The organism is Arthrobacter sp. TmtSoilC51, assembly GCF_055388015.1.
Window position 1 is genome coordinate 2,697,210 of the sequence record NZ_AP035877.1, and the last position, 18,913, is coordinate 2,716,122.

Sequence of the window (18,913 nt, forward strand, 5' to 3'; positions counted from 1 at the left end):
TTATGGCTCCTTGGGTTTGAGGATTAACAGGTTTTCGGGTCCTGTATCAGGACCGAGACAATGCGGTCTGGACTGGTGTTCTGAACGCCCGTGCGTATTGGTGGGGGTACCTCACCGGTCCGCCTAATTGCTCGCTCGCTTCCTGGGCCCAATTGGGGCTGCGAAGCAGCTTCCGTGCCAGGAAGACGGCGTCGGCCTTTCCCGAGGCAATGATGTCGGCTGCCTGTCCAGGTTCGGTAATGAGCCCTACAGCTGCTGTTGCGATGGACGCCTCTCTGCGGATCCGATCGGCGAATCCCACCTGGTAACCAGGCCGGACGGGAATCTGCGCGTCGGGCACCAACCCTCCGGTTGAGACGTCGATCAGGTCGACACCATGGTCCTTCAGGGTCTTCGCGAGGAGGACCGACTCGTCACTGGTCCAGCCGGTGCGTTCGTCGCCGGTGTCCCCGGCCAGCCAGTCGGTCGCTGAGACGCGGAAGAACAGGGGCTTATCGTCGGGCCATTCCTGCCGGACAGCGTCAACGACTTCCACCGCCAACCTCAACCGGTTGCCAAGAGCTCCGCCGTATTCGTCGGTGCGGTGATTGGACGCGGGCGATAGGAACTGGTGGATCAGGTACCCGTGGGCGCCGTGGAGTTCCAGCACATCAAAGCCCGCCATATGGGCCCGACGGGCGCTGTGAGCGAAGTCCCGGACGAGGGCGTGGATTTCCGCCCGGGTTAGTTCCTTCGGCGCTGCGATGGTCCCGAACGGCACTGCGCTGGGACCCACACGGTCCCATTTCATTTCTTCAGGGCGTTCGCCTCCCCACGGGCGGCCGCTGGCGGCTTTGCGGCCTGCATGCACCAGTTGGATGCCGACGGCGGTCCCGTGGTCGTGAAGGAATTCGATGATTCTGCGGTGGGAGATTGCCTGCTGGTCGTTCCACAGGCCCAGATCATATTGGCTGCTTCGCCCCCTCGGGTTGATAGCGGTTGCTTCGACCATGGCCAGACCTACGCCGCCCAGTGCGCGGGCGGCGAGGTGCTGGAAATGCCAATCGGTGGCTGCTCCGGTTTCGGGGCCAGTCGGATTGGATGAGAACTGCATCATGGGAGACATCCAAATACGGTTGGGTATGGTGAGTTGCCGAAGAATAATGGGGTCGAACAATTCAGTCATCGTGGCCCCTTCGATCTCGGGCCAGGCCCAGGAATGTCTGACCACTACGCTGCAGTGCGGCTCGGTCCAAACCGCCTTCGTCCACGAAAGCGGGCAGGTTGCTTTCTGCCATGTCGAATGGGTAGTCGGTTCCACAGAGGATCCGGTCTTGTCCGGCGTGTGCCGCCAGCAGATCGAGCGTGTTTTGGTCGTGCGTGACGGTGTCGAAGTACGCGGAGCGGAAAAGTTCCCGCGGATCGCTGGAACTACCCGCACGGACATCCGCCCGGGCATGCCATGCGTGTGACCATCTCCCCAGAAGTGCGGGAGCGCATCCGCCGCCATGGACGAAACAGATCCGCAGATCAGGCAGTTCTTCAAGGACGCCACCAAGGATCCCCGCAGCCACAGCCGTTGCTGTCTCCACGGGGTTGCCGATGAGGTTCGCCAAGTAGTGGGAGGACCATTCCGGACGTGGCAGCTGCATGGGGTGAACGAGCACCGCCAGACGGTGTTCGGCCGCCGATTCCAGCACGGACCGGAGCACGCCGGTGTCCAGTGACTCTCCCCGCAGAAGCGGCGGGATGGCGACCCCCGCAAGGACGCCGGCTTTGGCGATGCCGGCGACTTGTCGCACTGCACTGGATTCGTCATCGAGCCGGGTCAGTCCCAGGCCAGCCAGGCGACCGGACGACTCGGCGACCACCTTTGAAAGACTCGCGTTGTAGTCCTCGACGTAGTTCTCTGACGATGAGTTCACGGCGAAGGCGAACGGTGGTGGCGACACAGCCCGCAGCGAGATTTCATGGGCGTCCATATCGGCGATGATCGCGTTGACGTCGCTCATTGCCTCTGTCCGGATAGACAACGGCAGGTCTCCCAGGAACAACTCCCCATCTTGGTCCCGCATGGCACCATATGGAGAGCCGGATGGGAGTCCGAACAAGTCCGAAGGTAACCAGTGGGCGTGAACGTCGATCAAACCCGCGCTCATGCCGCGTCCAGCGGCAGCGGCTCGTTGTAGGAGTCGAGGTGTTCGACGGTGGTGAAAACGAGGTCAGTCTGACCGATGTTCTCAATGTCGTGAAGCAGGTACTCGCCGGCGCCGAAGTGGAAGTGCCGCGTCTCACCGGCGGTGTACGAGACATCACGGGTTGTGCCGTCATGGGTATGCTGCCTGCTGCTGCCGGCGTTGACGGCGGTCCAGAAGTAGTCAAGAACATGCCGGTGGGCATGCCAACGTTCACCCGGCGCGAGCCGGATTTCCCAGACCCTGACCCGGTCATTGTGGCTGAGCAGTTGGGACCCGACGTGTGCGTCAAAGGCATGGGATGCGAACTCTCGGCGGAGGTCCTCGGACCATCCTTCGTAGTTCTCTCCGACAAGGGTTCCCGCAAGGGGAAGATCGCTGAGGAAGCTGTTGGCCGTCATAGTGAGGTCCTTTCCTGGGTTGTTGTGATTAGCGTCCGGGGCCGTAAAGGCCAAATCGAAGATCCTGGTCGCCCGGGGTCCAGGTGTTCGTGAACTGTGACCGTTCGCCCATGGCTTTTACACGCGTGAGCAGGTTGCTGCTCAACTGGAGCTGGCCCGGTTCCCATTTCTCGAGCGCTTCGGCGATATTGCCTGCCGCAGCTGTCAAGGCTTCACTGAGGGCCCAAGCATCGGCGGCCGCCTTGGCTGTGCCGGCAGCTGCATGTGGTCGGGCGGCACAGGCGGCATCTCCGATGAGTGCGACGCGCCCATTGGCCATTTTCGATGCCCGTGAGTCCCAGACCACCTGGATGAAGGGGGACTCCGTGGAGGTGACCAGTTCAGCTGCCGCCGGTGCGAGCAGACGGGACGCGGCCTGCCGCATTTCAGTCACGTACCGGTCCTGGACCTGGTTGGGGTGCACGGAGACTTTCCCGGGGAATCCTTGCTTGCTGATGAGCATTTCGTCGAGCTCAAGACCTTCTGGAACGTTGCGGTACCAGACGTAGTTCATGAGACGCTGTCCTTTCCCAAGTCCCCTGTCGCTGGGAATGGGATACATCGTGATCTGGGAATGGGGAACGACGTTGTACGTGACGGCGTCATTGAGCAGGTTTGCCGTTTCTGCCGAGAGATCTGCCTCGTCGACGGTCCCGCGCCATCCGATGTAGCCGGAGTATTCAAGGGTGACATCCGGATCGATTCGAGCCCGGTTGGCGGAGGTGATGCCGTCAGCGACGACAACCAGGGCGGCCTTTTCTTCCCTGCCACTGACGAACCGTACGGTGACTGAATCCTCGTCCTGATCGAAACCGCAGGCGAACTCTCCCAGATGGTAGTGGTCTCGTCCGAAGTCCGTGAGCAAGGCGCGGTAGAACGTGCCCCACGATGTGTGGGACCAGGACCGGGCTTCCCGGTCAATAATGCGGTTTTCGCCGTCGAGATATTGAACCCAGCTCGTTGTGGTGCTGACGTCTTCGGGCCGTTGGGAACTGCGTTCCTGGAACCATCGCAGAGTGTCCGGTTGCAGAACGATGCCGCCCCCACGTCCGTCCAGGTCTGTTGGTGTCCGTTCGTAGATGTCGACGTCGAATCCGAGGTCGCGGAGCAGCAGGGCAGCTGTGAGTCCCCCGATCGATCCTCCGATAACAAGTGCACGCGATCCTTCATAGGCGCTCATGACGAAATTCCTTTCAATGTGGTTTGGTTTTCAGGGGCGCCTGCTTGGGCATCCGTTGGTAGGTCCGCGTCGCGGGTTTCGGGGGCAAAGTACAGGCCAACGAGGGCGAGGATTCCCGTGGAGGCCAACACTGCCGTTGCCACTCCGAGATTGCCTCCAAACCACGTGGATGCGATCACACCTGCTACGAGCGGGCCAGCGGCGGTGACATAACGGCCGATGCTGTTGGCCAGGGCAATCCCACTTGCCCGCATGCTCGGTGCGAACATTTCGGGACCGTAAACGAAGTTCCCGGAAAGGGCACCGAACAGCCCAAAGCCAACGATTGGAATGATGATCAGGTAGGTGGCGTAGGAGTGCTCGAAGGGAAACAGGTAAGCGACGCTGGCCCCGGCAATGAGGAAGCTGACAAGGAAGGCCTTCTTGCGTCCTATGGCGTCGGCGATAAAGCCCCAGGATGCGTACCCGAGTATTCCGCCGGCGTTGAACAGCATGGATGAGATGGCGACGCGGTGGTTTGCCTCTTGCATTGGGAGCGATTCAGCGACGGTCATGTCGCGAATGATTTGGGGGTACCAGGTGGACACGCTCCAAAAAGCGAGGAGCGCGCCAGTGGCCAGGGCGGTACAGATGAGCGTCGCCCGTAGATGTGGCGGTGAAAGAAGCCTGCCGAGAACAAAATGGTCCTCAGGTCCCCGCGAGGTATTGCCCTTGCGTTCTTTGCGCTTGGCGATGACGTCTTTGATCTCTTCCGGTTCCGGGACATAGCGTCGCAGGAACCAGACCAGGAAGGCCGGAACAACCGCGAGGACCAACATGAAGCGCCACCCGTTTTCACTGAGCAGGCCGTAGGCCAGCGCTGCCATGAAGAATCCGCCTGCGTATCCGGACATCATGACCCCGCAAGCCCGTGCACGGTATCTGTTGCGCCATACTTCTGCGACCAACGCCCCGACAGGGGCTTCGACGCCCGACCCGAGGCCGGCAATGAAACGGAGTATGCCAAGCTGCCACCATGTATCTGCGAACGCGGCAGCGGCGGTGAAGACTGCGTAGGTCAGGATGCCGATCGACAGGACGCGGACGCGGCCGAAGTAATCTGCCAACACGCCGAAGAGGATTCCGCCGGTAGCCCAGCCCGCAAGGAACAGGGCAACGGTCAGTCCTCCGTATACGCCGATTTGTGCTGAATTGACCATAATTGCCGAGTGCGGCAATAGGTCCGTCATGGCCGGTCCCAGGACCAGCGCGTAGAGACTTCCGGCGAAGCCATCGAGGGCCCATCCCATGGTTGTGCCGAAAAGTACCAACCATTGCACCCGGGTGATTTGTTGTCGCCAGCCAGGCGTCACCTGAGTCGGTTTGTTCTGCGTCACTTTGTACTCCCTTCCGAGGATGCCGGCTGACTCAGTTCAAACGTCCAGGGGTGTCTGAGCCGTACCAGTCGACATTGGTGTCGGCTGTTCGTACAACGATTGTTTTGATCCAGGTGAAATCGTCGAAGGATTCTGTTCCCGCGTCCTTTCCAGCGCCGGATTCCTTGATGCCGCCCCATGGCAGGGATGGTTCAAGCCGGTGGTGGTCATTGACCCAGACCATGCCTGACTCAATGGCTGCCGCCACACGGTGGCCGCGGGCGAGGTCGTGGGTCCAGACGGCAGCGCCGAGGCCGAACCGGTTGTCGTTGGCCATCTCTATGGCTTCTGCTTCTGTGTCGAACGGAACGATCACGGCGACGGGACCGAAGATCTCTTCTTGAGCGACGCGCATGTTGTTCGTTGCATCGGCAAAAACGGTGGGCTGCAGGAAATACCCATTACGGAGGTCTTCAGGCAGGTCGGGAACATTGCCGCCGGCAACCAGGCGTGCACCTTCTTCTTGGCCTATGGAAATGTAGTCCAGGACCTTGCGGCGTTGCGTAGCGCTGATCATCGGTCCGATTTGGGTCTCCGGCTGTGCCGGGTCACCAATCTTGATGGCGTTGGCTCTGGCGACCAGCGCCTCAACGAACTCGGCATACCGTTCCCTTTGGACAAGAAAACGGGCACCGGCCACGCATGACTGCCCGGAGGCAACGAATGCAGCGAAGGCAGCACCTTCGGCGGCTGCCACAGGCTCATAGTCTCCAAAGACGATTACGGGCGTTTTGCCACCAAGTTCTGCGGTAATGCGTGCGAACCGTGATGCTGTGGCCACGGCCGCGGAACGTCCAGCCTCGGTCCCGCCGGTCAGTGTCACTTTGGCTACGTCCGAGTGTTCGCTCAAACCAATCCCTGCTTCGCGGCCGCCGGTGACAACGTTGATGACACCTTCGGGGACGCCCGCCTCTGTGACAATTTTGGCGATGGCGAGGGTTGTCAGTGGGGTCAGCTCCGATGGTTTGACTACCACTGTGTTACCGGTGGCCAAGGCAGCAGAAAGGCTTCGAGCGAGGATCAGTGCAGGGTGGTTGAACGGAGTGATAATTCCGCACACCCCGAGTGGGGTGCGCTTTTGGTAGGTCAGGTACGGTCCGTCACTGGGCAGGACTGCGTCCCGTTGCGCGGCGAGAAGGGCCGCGTTGTAGCGGAACCATTCCGGTACGCGTGAGAGCTGGGCGCGCGTCTCAGTAATGGGGCGGCCATTGTTCTGTGTTTCGAGCGTGAACAGAGTTTCACTTGCAGCTTCCAGCGCGTCTGCTGCCTTAAGCAGGACTCTTGCCCGGTCGGTCCGGCTCATGCGGGGCCAGGGCCCTGCTTCAAAAGCCACACGGGCGGCGGCAACTGCTTTGTCGACGTCGATACGGACGCCGTCAGGCACCGTGGCCATCGGCCGTCCCGTGGCCGGATTGAAAATTGTCAGAGATGCCCCGCTCTCGGCAGGAACATCTTTCCCGTTGATGAACATGAGGTGCTCGATCATGGTTTCTCGTTTCTCGTCGTTCGTCAGCTTTGACGTTCTCGAAAGGATCCCTATCAGTATGCGATTCAGGTCACCGCAAAAGTATGTTCTGAGCAACACAATTATCTGTTTACTATGTGCCTAGGAACATCGTGGGTTAGACTCCTTGAATGACGCACCGCAGCCCTGGAGCCCAGGGATCGCTCGAGATTCATCGCTGGCTGGACAGTGTTCGGGCCATCACTCAGACGGTGGTGGCAGCTCAGCCGCTCACGCCTGTGCTAGACCTGATCGCCGACACTGCTGCGGGGCTCATGGGTTACGAATTCTGTGGAGTGCTCTTGCCTGACCCCTCCGGTCAGAGGCTAACCATTGAGGGTTCAAGTGGCCTTTCCCGTGAGTACATCGACCAAGTCAATGCGGATCACCCTGTCCTGTTGAACCAAAGCGCGGAACCTGAAGCTCCTTCCAGCAAGGCCTTTCGAACGGGTGCGCCCGTTGCGATTGCAGACATCCAAGCGGAGCCGCAATTTGCGCCCTGGGGAGGCGTCGCGCGGGAGCAGGGGTACCGGTCCATGATCTCCGTGCCTTTGCTTGAGTCGGGTCAGGGAGTCATTGGGACGCTGAACTGCTATCGCAGTGGTATCCACAAGTTTGGTCAACAAGAGATCGCCCTTCTGGCGGTACTGGCAGACCATGCGGCGATAGCTCTCACGACTTCCCGCCTGCGATCGGCCGAAGCCATCCGGATGGAGGAACTCGTGCTACTCAACCGGGAGCTCCACACGCAGAGGGATCTGCTGGAAAAATCTGAAGATATTCACCAAAAACTCACTGACATTGCCCTGAGGGGTGGCGGTGTTCCCGGCATAGCCGCTGCACTGTCGATTCTTATATCGCGTCCGGTTTTGATCGAAGATTCCCAGGGAGCCGTGATTGGTCGATCCGATCCCGACGCAGGATTCCCCGACGACAGAACCAGGACTGGCATGAGGGATGAGGGGTCAGCCAACTTCAAGGTGTTTCCGGTGCTGCTCAATGAAAGTGAAGTTGCCAGGATTTGGACCGTGACCGAGGCCGGACCGTTGACTCCCCTCGAGACGCGCGCCGTTGAACACGCCACGGTGATTACTTCTCTCGAACTTCTTAGGGTGCGAACCGCCGAAGAAGCTCAATGGCGCCTCCAAGGTGAGGTCCTGAATGACTTGCTCGGCGGAGAGCCTTCCGCGCTGGACACCATCCATGCCCGTGCCGAGCGCCTGGGCCACGACTTGAGCATTGACCATACGATGGTCGGCCTGTCTTTGTCCGGCGTGGCACAAGGCGATAAGGACGCGTGCCTGCAGCAGGGGCTCCGACGGATCAACGCCTGGGCCTCAACGCTGAAACCGCGCCCGCTTTGCGCCATCCATCACGACAGAATTGTCGTGTTGCTGCCGACCTCCCTTGAGAGTTCTACAACGGATGCGACGATGGTGGAGAGGATCCGGAAAATGGCGGCGTCACGCCGGCCACACGCCACTGCGACCGCTGTATCGCGCGGACCCATCACGGGCATCAGCATGTACCCCCGGGCCTATAGGTCCACCTCCGGGGCCCTGAACATGCTCGCTCTGGCTGGCCGAACTGACACATCAGTCACCTTTGACGACCTCGGCCTTCTGGGCCTGCTATTGCAACTCGACGATTCCAGCCAGCTGCTCCGGTACACGGAACGATCCCTCGGTCCCGTCCGTAGGCACGACGAGTCCCGTGGAACTGAGCTTCTGAAAACCCTGAGAACCTACTTTTCCGCAGGGCAAATAAGCATGGACACGGCGCGACTGCTGCAGGTCCATCCGAACACAGTGGCGCAACGGCTGCGCCGTATACAGACCCTTACGCAGAAAGACCTCTCCCGCCCGGACCACGCAATGGACCTCGCCGCAGCCTTGACCATCGGCGACATTGCCGATACCAGCCCACAACCCGCTCAGGTCTAAGTCCCAAAGGAAGACAAACGCTCTTCCAGCACGCGGATGGAGGATGAAGACGCGGTGTTCCAGCTCGCTGCGGCACTGGACCGGCAGGGTCATGATCTTGGAGACATTCACGTTCCGCCCGGCTACGTTAGGAGTGAGGAAGACGTGAGGAAAAGGACGTAGGGGTTCAATTGTGCAGAGTGGGCCGGTAGATCAGCTCCTGTATGTGGCCGTCGAGTGTCCGGTTCTCGATCAGCTCAAGGTCGAAGTCCTGCGCACCATGAAAAATCGGGCTCATTCCGGTCTGGCCAGTAATCACAGGGAAAATTGTCACTTGAACGCGGTCAACCAGTCCGGCGGCCATCAGTGCCCGGTTCATTGCCAGGCTGCCGTGTGAACGCAATGGCATGTCGGATTCTTCCTTGAGTCGTGCGATGACGTCGACGGCGTCGCCGGTCACGAGCGTCGCATCCGGCCAGCCGAGAGGTCCTCGCAGAGTGGATGACACTACTGTTGCCGGGAGATTGATCATCCGCGTCACCCATGGATCGCGGACCTCGGACTCCTCACTGCTTGAGGACAGCATCTCCACGAATGCCCGATATGTGTTGGCCCCGAAAACCATCCGCTGCTCCTGGCTGTATTGAGCGAGGCGGTGCTCAAGGAGTTCGGGACCCTGTTTGCCCCAGTAGCCGGTCCAGTTGCCGCTCGCGGCGCCGAAACCGTCGAGACTGGAGAATACGTCGAAGGTGTAGGTTGCTGACATGGTGCCCTCCTGGACGGGTTAGGTTCAATGCATCATCGTCCCCGCTATATGCCCTAGGTGGATGCCTCGGCTGCACCTGGCCCGGCCTGGACCTGGTCCAAAGCCATCAGTAAGCCGGCAGTGTCTGGGACGTCAAAGAAGGCGACATTTTGTCCCAGGCCAAGGCTGAGGAGGTCCAATCCCGTGTTCTGATACATGCCGAACAGGCCCATGGCGCCTTGATACCCGAAAGTCACACTCACATGTTGGCCGTCCCTGGACTTGTCCACCTTGGTTGGCATGGCCCTCACGGGAGTGTCAGCGACTGACCTGTTCCCTGTGCAAACGATCGCCCGATTGTCGGTGAGTCCGTAGGCTGTGGCGATCTTCCGCCCCTTCTTGACAATGAAGCGGCCAAAAATAAAGTACAGGCCCACCAGGACGAACGGAATTCCCCAAATAATGAACAAAGGCGACTGCGTTCTGGTAATGGCCAGGGCCTCCCATACAACCGCAAATCCACCCCAGAGGATGCTGAAAGGCACGAGAAACGCATCAGCGCCCGTAAAACGAACCTTAGGGTCCGGTTGACCAACCCATAGGAGGCGTTCGCCGTGGCGTAGGAGTGGCAGAATCCGGCTTCTTGGATCATCCATGCAGAAGTGTTGCACAATTGGTTCCGCTCTGAACAGGACCAAGTAATCCGCCCTGCATCGATATTGCTAGTAGTTCTACGAGCCGGGTATCCTCGCGGCATGTGATTCCGCTGGGGGATTCGCAAAGAGCCGGGGGGCTGCCGTGCGCCGTTCTTACACAATCATTGCTGCTGCCATCGCCTTGGCTCTTGCCCAGCCCTTGTTCGCCTCGCCTGCCCGTGCCGACGACTCCTGGCACAACTTCATCCAAATCTGGTGGGACTTTGGTGAGGTCTACTCAGATCTCCCCACGATCACGGACGAGGGTCACGTTACCGTCTACGAGGGCGGCCCCGGCGAGGGCGGCACTGGATGGGAAGGCCAAGGGCTGGGCCCAGGCCCTACGGTCGTCCTGGACGCAGACGCCTTGGTCATGCCCGGTGATTGGGATGGCAACGGCAGCGCTGATTGGATGTTCCGCGACAGCGATGGCGGGTTGTTCACGCTTTCCGGCACCGGCGGGGCTAAGCCCGTGCAAGTCGGCTGGGGCTGGGATGTGATGACAGCCATGGTTTCACCGGGAGACTGGAACGGTGATGGGCACCCCGATGTTCTTGCCCGCGATGGTTCGGGCGTGCTGTGGATGTACCGTGGCGACGGCATTGGTGGGTGGTTACCCGGACGCATCCAGGTTGGGTGGGGATGGAACATCATGGCATCCATCTTCAGCGGACATGACTTCAACGAGGACGATAGGCCGGACATTCTCGCGGTGGATGCAAACGGTGGAATGTGGCTCTATCCGGGAAACGGGACCGGCGGGTGGTTGGGCCGTGTACAAGTTGGGTGGGGCTGGCAAAAGATGGATCTCGTTGCCGCTCCCGGGGATTTTGACTACGACGGCCATGGCGATGTCATCGCCCGCGACATAGCTGGTTCCATGTGGCTCTATCCCGGCAACGGAGCCGGGGGTTTTACTTGGACGCGGCGGCTACTCAATATTTCAACGCCAGCACTCTTCGGCTAGCGGGCGTGGAACGCAAAGCCCTGTCGCAGTTTCGTCCTAGGCGGGCCTACGCCGGATGACGTGCCCAAGGACGGCTGCCAAGGCAAGGCCGGAGAGGATGGTTGCTGACCAGAACCCGGCACGCCCTCCGGTCAGGAAGTCACCGGGAACTGCGAATGCTGCAAAGGTGGAGGCCACGATGGCCAGACCCACGGCACCGCCAAGTTGTTGCATGGTCTGGAACAGCCCGGAAGCAGACCCCGCATGCTCGGGCTCGACATTCCGGAGCGCGAGGTTTGTCAGTGGCATGAACGTCATGCCAGCCGAGATTCCCGTGCACAGCAGGGCAATCATGACGATCACGAAGGGCGTGTCGGGATTGAGCTGTGTGAGTGGCAGGAAGGCGACGACGCGAAGGGCTGCACCGATGATGACGAGGCGGACGGCCCCGAAGCGCTCCACGAGTCGAGGGACGATCCGCGACATCGCGAAGATACTCAGGGGCATCGGCAAAAAGGCCAGCCCGGTGACCATGGGCGCGAAGTGCAGATCATCTTCGAAGTACTGGACCATGAGGAAGAACATCGCAAGCATCCCGCCATACGTTGCGGCCATCGCGCCCAGGGCCGCCACTCGGCTCGGGCTTCGGAGCAGTTCGGGCCGGAGCAGTGGGTGGGAAACCTTACGCTCGGTGACGGCGAGCGCGGCAATCAGCACCGCGCCAGCCGCGAGTCCGCCAATAGTGTTCGGGTTGGACCAGCCGACGTCGCCTGCTTGAATGAGGGACCAGACAATTGCGACTGCGCCGCCTGTTGCGGTCACTGCTCCGAGTATGTCGAAGCGACCCTGCCTCCGTGGCGTTTCGTTGATAAGGCGCGGCACGGCAATGAGCACGATGATGCCGATCGGCACGTTGATGAAGAGGGTCCAGCGCCAATTGGTCAAATCTGTGAGGAGGCCGCCAAGAATGAGCCCGAGTGCGCCGCCCATGGAGGCGATAGCGGAGAATAAGGCAAGCGCCCGGTTCCGTGCGCCCTCGTCCCTCGCGCTCGTGGTCACGAGTGCGAGTACGCTGGGGGCCGCGAATGCGGCGCCGAGTCCCTGTAGCGCGCGTGCTATGACGAGAAGCAGGGGAGAGGGGGCCAGGCCGCCGAGCAGGGAGAAGAGCGTGAAGGCTGCGACGCCAACCAGGAAAGTGCGGCGGCGGCCGAAGACGTCGCCGATCCGTCCGCCGAGCAGAAGGAGTCCTCCGAAGGCGACGGCGTAGCCGTTCAAGACCCAGCTGAGCTCTGCCCGGTTGAAGTGGAGGTCGGTGGCGACGTGGGGGAGTGCGACGTTCACGACCGTCGCGTCGAGGACAAGCATGAGTTGGGCAAGCATGACCAGCCAGAGGCCAATGCTGCCGGCGCGGCCGCTGGATGGTGCCATGCCGGCGGGCGCCCTTGTGGCGGTTGTGGGTGTCATGAGGGGTGTCCTGTTCTAGCCGAATGGCTGACGTACACTAAGAGGAGAGATGCTCCGCTTAGAACTATACGGAGACACTCTCCGTTTTGCAACCATGTCTTGAAAGGTGTTTCTGTGCGAGCTGACGCTCAACGCAACCGCGATCGCATCGTGGAGGTTGCACGCGCCTTCTTCCGGGCCAAGGGCTTCGATGCGGTTTCGATGGACGAGGTCGCCAAGGGGGCAGAAGTAGGCCCTGGCACGCTCTATCGGCACTTCCCCACCAAAGAGTCCCTGTACGACGCCGTGCTGGAGGCCTGGGCAGAGAAGGTGAAAGCCGCCGTCGACCATGCACTTGCCCTTGACGCCCCCGCGCGGGTGCGGTTAATAACCTGGTTGACGGATTACGCGGCGATGCTGACGGAACATAAGGGTGCGGCCGCGCGGATCACTGCCGCGCTGGGCGATCCCGGGTCTCCGTTTGCGGCGAAATGCCAGACCTACCTCAACGCGAATCAGCGCCTGATTGACGAGCTCGACTCTGCCCTGCGCCCAGGTGTGGAGGCAATCCAGATCAGCAGGCTTGTCGGCGGTGTGGCTACGGTGGCGGACAACAGTGGGCTTCCCGCCGAGTCACTGGCATCGATGCTCGCCATCGTCGCGGACGGGCTTCTCAGGTCCGGCATTAGTTCGTAGCGTACGGGTGAGGTTCTTGTTGGTCTTTTAGCTGCCGCGTGTGTTTGAGCAGCGATCAACCATCGTTTAGTACAGTTGTACATATGGCCTCTGAGTATTTCCATGGCGACCCCCGCAGTAATTACGAGCGGATGATTGCTGGCGACTTTTACATCTCTGACGACCAAGAGATCACGGCCAAACAGCAAAGGGCAATAAGGCTCGCTGGGGAGTTTCAGGCCGCGTTCCTGGACGACGTCGAAGCCGCCCAAAGTGTGGCCCGTGAGTTGCTCGGGGCCATGGGCGCCGAGGCACATGTTCGCGCGCCCATTTTTGTCGACTATGGTTTCAACATCACCGTTGGTGCCGGTACTTTCATAAATTACAACCTGACGGCGTTGGATGTAGCCGCGATTCAGATCGGCAGCCATTGCCAGATCGGTCCGAATGTACAGCTTCTGACGCCCACCCATCCCCTGGAGGCCAAGCCCCGGCGTGACAAGCTGGAGGCAGCGAAACCCATTGTCATTGGTGACAATGTTTGGCTCGGCGGGGGAGTGATCGTGCTGGCCGGCGTGTCAATCGGTGAGAACAGTGTTGTTGGGGCAGGTTCAGTTGTTACAAAGGATTTGCCGGCGAATGTCCTGGCTATGGGAACCCCGGCAAAGGTGATCAGAACAATTGGGTAGGTGGACACATGACAACTCGAAGAGTTGACCCCGACCGGCGGGACCGGATTATCGAGGCCACCCTGGAGCTGATTGCGGCAGAAGGAGTCGCCGGAACATCGCATCGCAAGGTAGCAGCTCTGGCAGATGTTCCGTTGGGTTCCATGACATACCACTTCGCTGGCATGGACCAGCTGCTCCACGAGGCATTCACGCTCTTCGCAACCCGCATCAGCGACCGCTTCGAACGCCGCATGAACGAGGCAAACTCAGTTGAGGATGTAAAGAAGGCCGTCGTGGAGATGATCCTCGAGGATACCTATGGTGATCGGAACGCGCTGGTTTTGACAATGGAGTTATACACTCTTGCCGCTCGTCAGCCCGCCTTCCGGCACCTCACGCACGACTGGATGATGCGCAGCCGAACAGCATTTGAGCGGCACTTCGAGCCTGACGTTGCCCGGCAACTGGATGCCTTGGTTGAAGGGCTCTCCATCCACCGCGCCTTTGAGCCCCAGGACTATGATCGCGAGCTGGTCAGCGAGGCTGTAGAAAAGCTGTTGGCCTCCGTGGAAACCCGGCACATCCCGGTTGCGTCCGCTGGCGCGGGCCTGTTGTTCTCCGACGGCACTCCTGCGAACGGGCTTGCCGGGTTCCCGGCCAAGAAGAGGCACTAGCGCCTTGCTGGCCGGGTAGCCGTTAGGCAGGTCCCGGCGGATAGCTAGGGTGCCCGCAAAGACCCGGCCGCAAGTACTCTCCGCAGCGCGTCTTTGGCGAGACCTGTTGAGGCGTCCGTGGAAGACAGGAACCGACGCAGAGTCAGGCCTTCTACAAGAACTTCCAGTATCTCCGCGGTGCGGGGGTCGAAGTAGCGCTCGAGAATCCGGGCGCTCCCTTTGATCCATGCGCTGGCCAGTTTCCTGCATTCCGGATCCCTAAGTGCAAGTGCTTGGAGTTCGCGGCTTAAGGACAGGCTGCGCGCCGGGCTCAAGGCCCCCTCATCGATCAATGCCAACATTTCCCGTGAGGCGTCAGCCGAAGTGGAGATTCCCTCAAGCCGACCCTCCAGCAGGTCCAACTCCCGGGCGATGAACCTCTCGAACGCGGTCGCCAGAAGGTCCTGCATTCCGGCGAAGTGATAAGTGAGCGACCCCAAGGGAACGTCAGCTTTAGCGGCAATCCGTCGGAGGCTTGTTTCAGGCACTCCGTATTCGGCAACCACTTCCAGCGCCGCCTCCGCGATCCGTTCCCTGCGGTTGGGATCAAAGCGACGACGACTCCGATGCGGGCGTTCTGGTGCAACGGTCCATCGGGTGCCGGTCATGGCTGTGGTGCTGAAACTGTCTTCGGCAATTTCGCCGGTGCCAGCGCCCACCGCCTTCTGCGGATCATCCATGGCAATCTCTCAATCTGCCGATCAGTAGGGGGATACGTACGTACGTCCACTAGACATGCAATAGGTACGATCGTACACTAAAAGCCTAGAAACCTGTGATGGGTATCACCAAAGATCACGAAAACGGATGCGTTAATGCCGGAAAGTGCTCATTACCCAAAGTTCATGCTTGAGTAAATCGAGATACCGTGTACTCTTACTTATGGGTGATGCGCCTCACTGGCAAGATCACGACACTCCGTAGTCCATGGAGCAGCCCCAAGCTCATGCAAACCAGCGATGGCTACAACCGAGAGGTTTTGAAGAATGACTGTTCAGCCTTCTTTGCAGACCGAAGGTCCAGCAAAGACGAACTATGACGTGGTAATTATCGGCAGCGGAATGGGTGGAGGCACCCTCGCGTACGCACTCAAGGACAGCGGAGCCAGCGTGCTGATCGTAGAGCGTGGGGGTTTCGTGCCCCAAGAGCCTGAGAACTGGGACCCTGATGCGGTCTTCGAACATGGGCGCTACAAGAACGCCGAGAAGTGGTACTCCTCGTCCGGAGAGCCCTTCAGTCCCGGAACGTACTACTACGTTGGGGGCAACACGAAGTTCTACGGCTCCTCGCTGGTGCGCTTTCGGCGCGAGGATTTTGCCGCCTCAGAGCATGAGGAGGGGACTTCGCCCCAGTGGCCGTTCGATTATGATGCCTTGGCTCCCTATTACTCACGGGCAGAACACGTTTATAAAGTGCATGGTGATCACCGCGATGACCCGACATTGACCAGGACTGAACCGTTTCCTTATCCCGCTATTGGGCATGAGCCGGAAATTCAAACTGTCGCCGATGGCCTGCGCCGGCAGGGCCTGACTCCTTCCAACATTCCCTTGGGCCTGGACTGGCGACAGGGAGGAACGTGCATCCGTTGCCGTACCTGCGATGGATTTCCGTGCCGCGTCCTGGCAAAAATGGACGCTGATGTCACCTGCGTTCGCCCTGCAATTGAAACCGGAAACGTCGAGATCCTGACCGGCGCCTACGCCGAGAAAGTTCTGACGGATAGTTCAGGGCAGAAGGCAACCGGCGTCGAGCTCGTTGTCGGTGGCGGCACCATCGTCATCGAGGCAGGAAAGGTCGTCGTTTCATGTGGGGCGGTCAACTCCGCAGCTTTGTTGCTGAGGTCGGCGAACCACCAGCACCCCAATGGGCTCGCCAATTCTTCGGGGATGCTCGGCCGGAACTACATGGTGCACAACAACAGCATCATGGTTGCCTTCCACCCCAAACGAAACAAGGTTGAGTTCCAAAAGACGCTCTATTTCAACGACTACCTTCTCAAGGGCACCAAGGATTTTCCATACCCACTCGGCCACGTTCAGCTGATCGGAAAGCTTCAAGGCGCCATGCTGGTTGGTCAAAAGCCGCTCATTCCCAAATGGGCGTTGGAGATCGCCGCCGGCCACAGCGTGGACTGGTGGCTGTTCACCGAGGATCTTCCCGACCCCGAGAACCGCGTGATCCTCAGGGACGACAAGGCAATTCAAATCAACTGGAAACCCAACAATGTGCGGGCTCACCAGCTTCTTGTTCGCGAGGTCAAGCGAATCCTGCGCAAGATGGGCTACCCGATGATCTTCAGTGAGACCACGGGAATTGCCGTGAACTCCCATCAGGCAGGGACCATCCGGGCAGGCGAAGATCCCCGGACATCCGTACTTGATCCCACCTGCCGCACCCACGATGTCGACAACCTTTTTGTTGTTGATTCGTCCTTCTTCCCATCGCTACCCGTGATGAACCCGGCGCTGACGATCGCCGCCAACGCGTTCCGCGTTGCGGACCACATAGTGCCTGGTGCCAGCCAACACTGGGCCGCGACACGTCAGCACCAATTTCTACCGATAACACCCGTACTTACAGGAAGTAACCAAAATGACTGAGAAGCAGCTGACCGGCGGACAAATGATTGTCGACTGCCTCATCCGCGAAGGCGTGGATCGAGTCTTTGCCGTGCCCGGACATGGCAACACCGCACTCTTGGATGCCTTTGTCGACCGCGCCGATGAGATCGAAGTAATCCCCGCCATGCACGAACAGGGCGCTGCACACATGGCCGACGGATACTACCGCGCATCGGGAAAAGTCGCCGCGGTCTGCACCTCAATCGGCCCGGGAGCCACCAACACTCTGACGGGCCTGGTCACAGCATTTGCCGACTCGCAACCCTTCATCCTGATCACCGGTGCCGTCCACACTTACATGGAAAACCGGGGTGTCCTGCAGGAAATCGACAGGCCACACGGAAACAACTTCCCCCGCATGGCAGAACCAGTCGTGAAGCGATGGTGGCAGCCCAGCCGCCTCGAACAGATCCCCATGGTCATGGACCAAGCCTTCAACACCATGTACGAAGGCCGTCGCGGACCTGTGCTCGTGGACGTGCCCCAGGACCTGCAGGCTGAATACGGAGATTACAAACGAGTCACCGGCTCCCGCAGGGCGCAAGCCCGGGCGACAGGTGACGCAACAGCCATCGCAGAAGCAGTCGAGCTTCTCAAGTCAGCCAAACGCCCAGTCATCCTTGCCGGCGGCGGCGTTATTGCCGCTGAGGCCAGTGACGAGCTGCGCGCCATCGCAGAGCGCCTTGGCGCCCCGGTCACCCACTCCTTCATGGGCAAAGGCGCATTCCCTGCCGACCACGACCTCTACGCATGGCCCTGCGGCGACATGGGTTCAATCCCCGGAAATGGCGTCACCAGGACAGCCGACGTCATCCTTGCCGTGGGCTGCCGGTTCAGCGACCGCATTACGTCCTCCTACAAGGAAGACGTCACGTTCAACATCCCCTCAGTCACCAAACTGATCCACATCGACATCGATGGATTTGAGATTGGCCGCAACTACCCGGTGGAGGTCGGCATCGTCGGCGACGCAAAGACGTCAATGGCCGCCATCAGGGATGCCCTCGGGGCCGGCCCCGACTACCACTCCACCGACTACTTCGCTGAACTCCAGGAACTCAAGGCCAAGTGGGACGAGCACCTGCGCCCCATGCGTGAGACCGACTACCTGCCCATGACCAACTCACGTGCCCTGGTCGAAATCCGCAAGGCCCTGCCGCGCGAAGGCATCCTCGTTACGGACTCCAGTAACCCCGCCAACCAGGCATTCAATGAGTTCCCCATCTACGGTCCCAAGACCAACATCGTTGCTGGCGGCATGTCTGGCATCGGCTTCGGCCTTCCTGCCGCCATCGGCGCGCAAATCGCCGTCCCGGAGACCCCCGTCCTTGCCATGGTGGGCGATGGCAGCTTCCTCCAAACAGGCACTGAGCTCTCCACTGCGGTCATGCTGGGCACACCGCTGGTCGTCGTTGTCCTGAACAATGGCGGATGGGAAGCCATCAAGGACCTCCAAATCAGCCTCTTTGGCGCCGAACGCCGCCTGGTCACCAACTGGAGCACCCCGGACGGGAAGCCATACTTCGCCAACATTGCCGAATTCGCCCGTTCCCTTGGCTGCACTGCAGAACGTATCGAAGACCCCGCGAAACTGGCAGGGGCCATTGAGCGGGCTTTCGCCACCGAAGGTCCTGTTGTCATTGAAGCAATGAGCGCCACCGAGCTGCCATGGACCGAAATGCACCCGACTGGCTGGTGGGATATCACCGTTCCGGCCTATCACGGCGAAACCCGTGATGAGTACGTCGCCCAGCGCGGGTTCTGAC

At 60.3% G+C, this 18,913-nt stretch carries 17 protein-coding genes; 7 read left to right on the forward strand and 10 right to left on the reverse strand.

Translation table 11 applies throughout. The annotated features are described in order from the left end of the window. Window positions 1–46: 46 nt before the first annotated feature. From ACZ5G6_RS12275 to ACZ5G6_RS12300, 6 genes are read right to left on the reverse strand one after another with little or no spacing between them, the layout of a single operon-like run. Entirely contained in the window at window positions 47–1,165 is a 1,119-nt protein-coding gene (locus ACZ5G6_RS12275; protein WP_498685798.1) for an NADH:flavin oxidoreductase/NADH oxidase, read from the reverse strand. Beyond that, entirely contained in the window at window positions 1,158–2,138 is a 981-nt protein-coding gene (locus tag ACZ5G6_RS12280) for an amidohydrolase family protein (protein ID WP_498685799.1), read from the reverse strand. The genes ACZ5G6_RS12275 and ACZ5G6_RS12280 overlap by 8 nt, the downstream gene beginning before the upstream one ends. Then, a complete protein-coding gene (locus ACZ5G6_RS12285) occupies window positions 2,135–2,575 on the reverse strand; it encodes a cupin domain-containing protein (protein WP_223932710.1) in 441 nt (146 codons plus the stop codon). Before ACZ5G6_RS12285 ends, ACZ5G6_RS12280 begins: the two co-directional genes overlap by 4 nt. A gap of 28 nt (window positions 2,576–2,603) precedes the next feature. Beyond that, on the reverse strand, window positions 2,604–3,794 hold the full coding sequence (locus ACZ5G6_RS12290; RefSeq protein WP_223932711.1) for an FAD binding domain-containing protein: 1,191 nt from the start codon (window positions 3,792–3,794) through the stop codon (window positions 2,604–2,606). Next, on the reverse strand, window positions 3,791–5,170 hold the full coding sequence (locus tag ACZ5G6_RS12295) for an MFS transporter (RefSeq protein WP_498685800.1): 1,380 nt from the start codon (window positions 5,168–5,170) through the stop codon (window positions 3,791–3,793). Before ACZ5G6_RS12295 ends, ACZ5G6_RS12290 begins: the two co-directional genes overlap by 4 nt. 31 nt (window positions 5,171–5,201) lie before the next feature. Further along, window positions 5,202–6,695, reverse strand: coding sequence for an aldehyde dehydrogenase (locus ACZ5G6_RS12300; protein WP_498685801.1), 1,494 nt, complete (start codon window positions 6,693–6,695; stop codon window positions 5,202–5,204). A 149-nt stretch (window positions 6,696–6,844) separates the two neighbouring features. On the opposite strand from ACZ5G6_RS12300, the gene ACZ5G6_RS12305 reads away from it, so the two are divergent. Beyond that, window positions 6,845–8,656, forward strand: coding sequence for a helix-turn-helix domain-containing protein (locus ACZ5G6_RS12305; protein WP_498685802.1), 1,812 nt, complete (start codon window positions 6,845–6,847; stop codon window positions 8,654–8,656). 166 nt (window positions 8,657–8,822) lie between these two features. Here the strand turns inward: ACZ5G6_RS12305 and ACZ5G6_RS12310 are convergent, their stop codons facing one another. Continuing rightward, the gene (locus ACZ5G6_RS12310; RefSeq protein ID WP_498685803.1) at window positions 8,823–9,401 is read right to left on the reverse strand and encodes a dihydrofolate reductase family protein; all 579 of its coding nucleotides are present in this window, start codon (window positions 9,399–9,401) and stop codon (window positions 8,823–8,825) included. A gap of 53 nt (window positions 9,402–9,454) precedes the next feature. Further along, on the reverse strand, window positions 9,455–9,925 hold the full coding sequence (locus ACZ5G6_RS12315) for a hypothetical protein (RefSeq protein ID WP_498685804.1): 471 nt from the start codon (window positions 9,923–9,925) through the stop codon (window positions 9,455–9,457). A 253-nt stretch (window positions 9,926–10,178) separates the two neighbouring features. On the opposite strand from ACZ5G6_RS12315, the gene ACZ5G6_RS12320 reads away from it, so the two are divergent. Then, complete coding sequence (locus ACZ5G6_RS12320; RefSeq protein WP_498685805.1) at window positions 10,179–11,042, forward strand: FG-GAP repeat domain-containing protein; 864 nt, start codon at window positions 10,179–10,181, stop codon at window positions 11,040–11,042. Between the two features lie 36 nt (window positions 11,043–11,078). On the opposite strand, the gene ACZ5G6_RS12325 is transcribed toward ACZ5G6_RS12320, so the two are convergent. Then, the gene (locus ACZ5G6_RS12325; protein ID WP_498685806.1) at window positions 11,079–12,485 is read right to left on the reverse strand and encodes an MFS transporter; all 1,407 of its coding nucleotides are present in this window, start codon (window positions 12,483–12,485) and stop codon (window positions 11,079–11,081) included. Window positions 12,486–12,599: 114 nt separating this feature from the next. On the opposite strand from ACZ5G6_RS12325, the gene ACZ5G6_RS12330 reads away from it, so the two are divergent. The 3 genes from ACZ5G6_RS12330 (at window position 12,600) to ACZ5G6_RS12340 (ending at window position 14,484) form a co-directional block, all read left to right on the forward strand. Beyond that, a complete protein-coding gene (locus ACZ5G6_RS12330) occupies window positions 12,600–13,160 on the forward strand; it encodes a TetR/AcrR family transcriptional regulator (protein ID WP_223932719.1) in 561 nt (186 codons plus the stop codon). Window positions 13,161–13,243: 83 nt separating this feature from the next. After that, window positions 13,244–13,828, forward strand: coding sequence for a sugar O-acetyltransferase (locus ACZ5G6_RS12335; RefSeq protein WP_223937575.1), 585 nt, complete (start codon window positions 13,244–13,246; stop codon window positions 13,826–13,828). An 8-nt stretch (window positions 13,829–13,836) separates the two neighbouring features. Next, on the forward strand, window positions 13,837–14,484 hold the full coding sequence (locus ACZ5G6_RS12340) for a TetR/AcrR family transcriptional regulator (protein ID WP_498685807.1): 648 nt from the start codon (window positions 13,837–13,839) through the stop codon (window positions 14,482–14,484). 44 nt (window positions 14,485–14,528) lie between these two features. On the opposite strand, the gene ACZ5G6_RS12345 is transcribed toward ACZ5G6_RS12340, so the two are convergent. Next, on the reverse strand, window positions 14,529–15,203 hold the full coding sequence (locus ACZ5G6_RS12345; RefSeq protein ID WP_498685808.1) for a TetR/AcrR family transcriptional regulator: 675 nt from the start codon (window positions 15,201–15,203) through the stop codon (window positions 14,529–14,531). Between the two features lie 306 nt (window positions 15,204–15,509). On the opposite strand from ACZ5G6_RS12345, the gene ACZ5G6_RS12350 reads away from it, so the two are divergent. Further along, window positions 15,510–17,126, forward strand: coding sequence for a GMC family oxidoreductase (locus ACZ5G6_RS12350; RefSeq protein ID WP_498685809.1), 1,617 nt, complete (start codon window positions 15,510–15,512; stop codon window positions 17,124–17,126). Beyond that, entirely contained in the window at window positions 17,119–18,912 is a 1,794-nt protein-coding gene (locus tag ACZ5G6_RS12355; RefSeq protein WP_498685810.1) for a thiamine pyrophosphate-binding protein, read from the forward strand. The genes ACZ5G6_RS12350 and ACZ5G6_RS12355 overlap by 8 nt, the downstream gene beginning before the upstream one ends. Window position 18,913 lies beyond the last annotated feature (1 nt).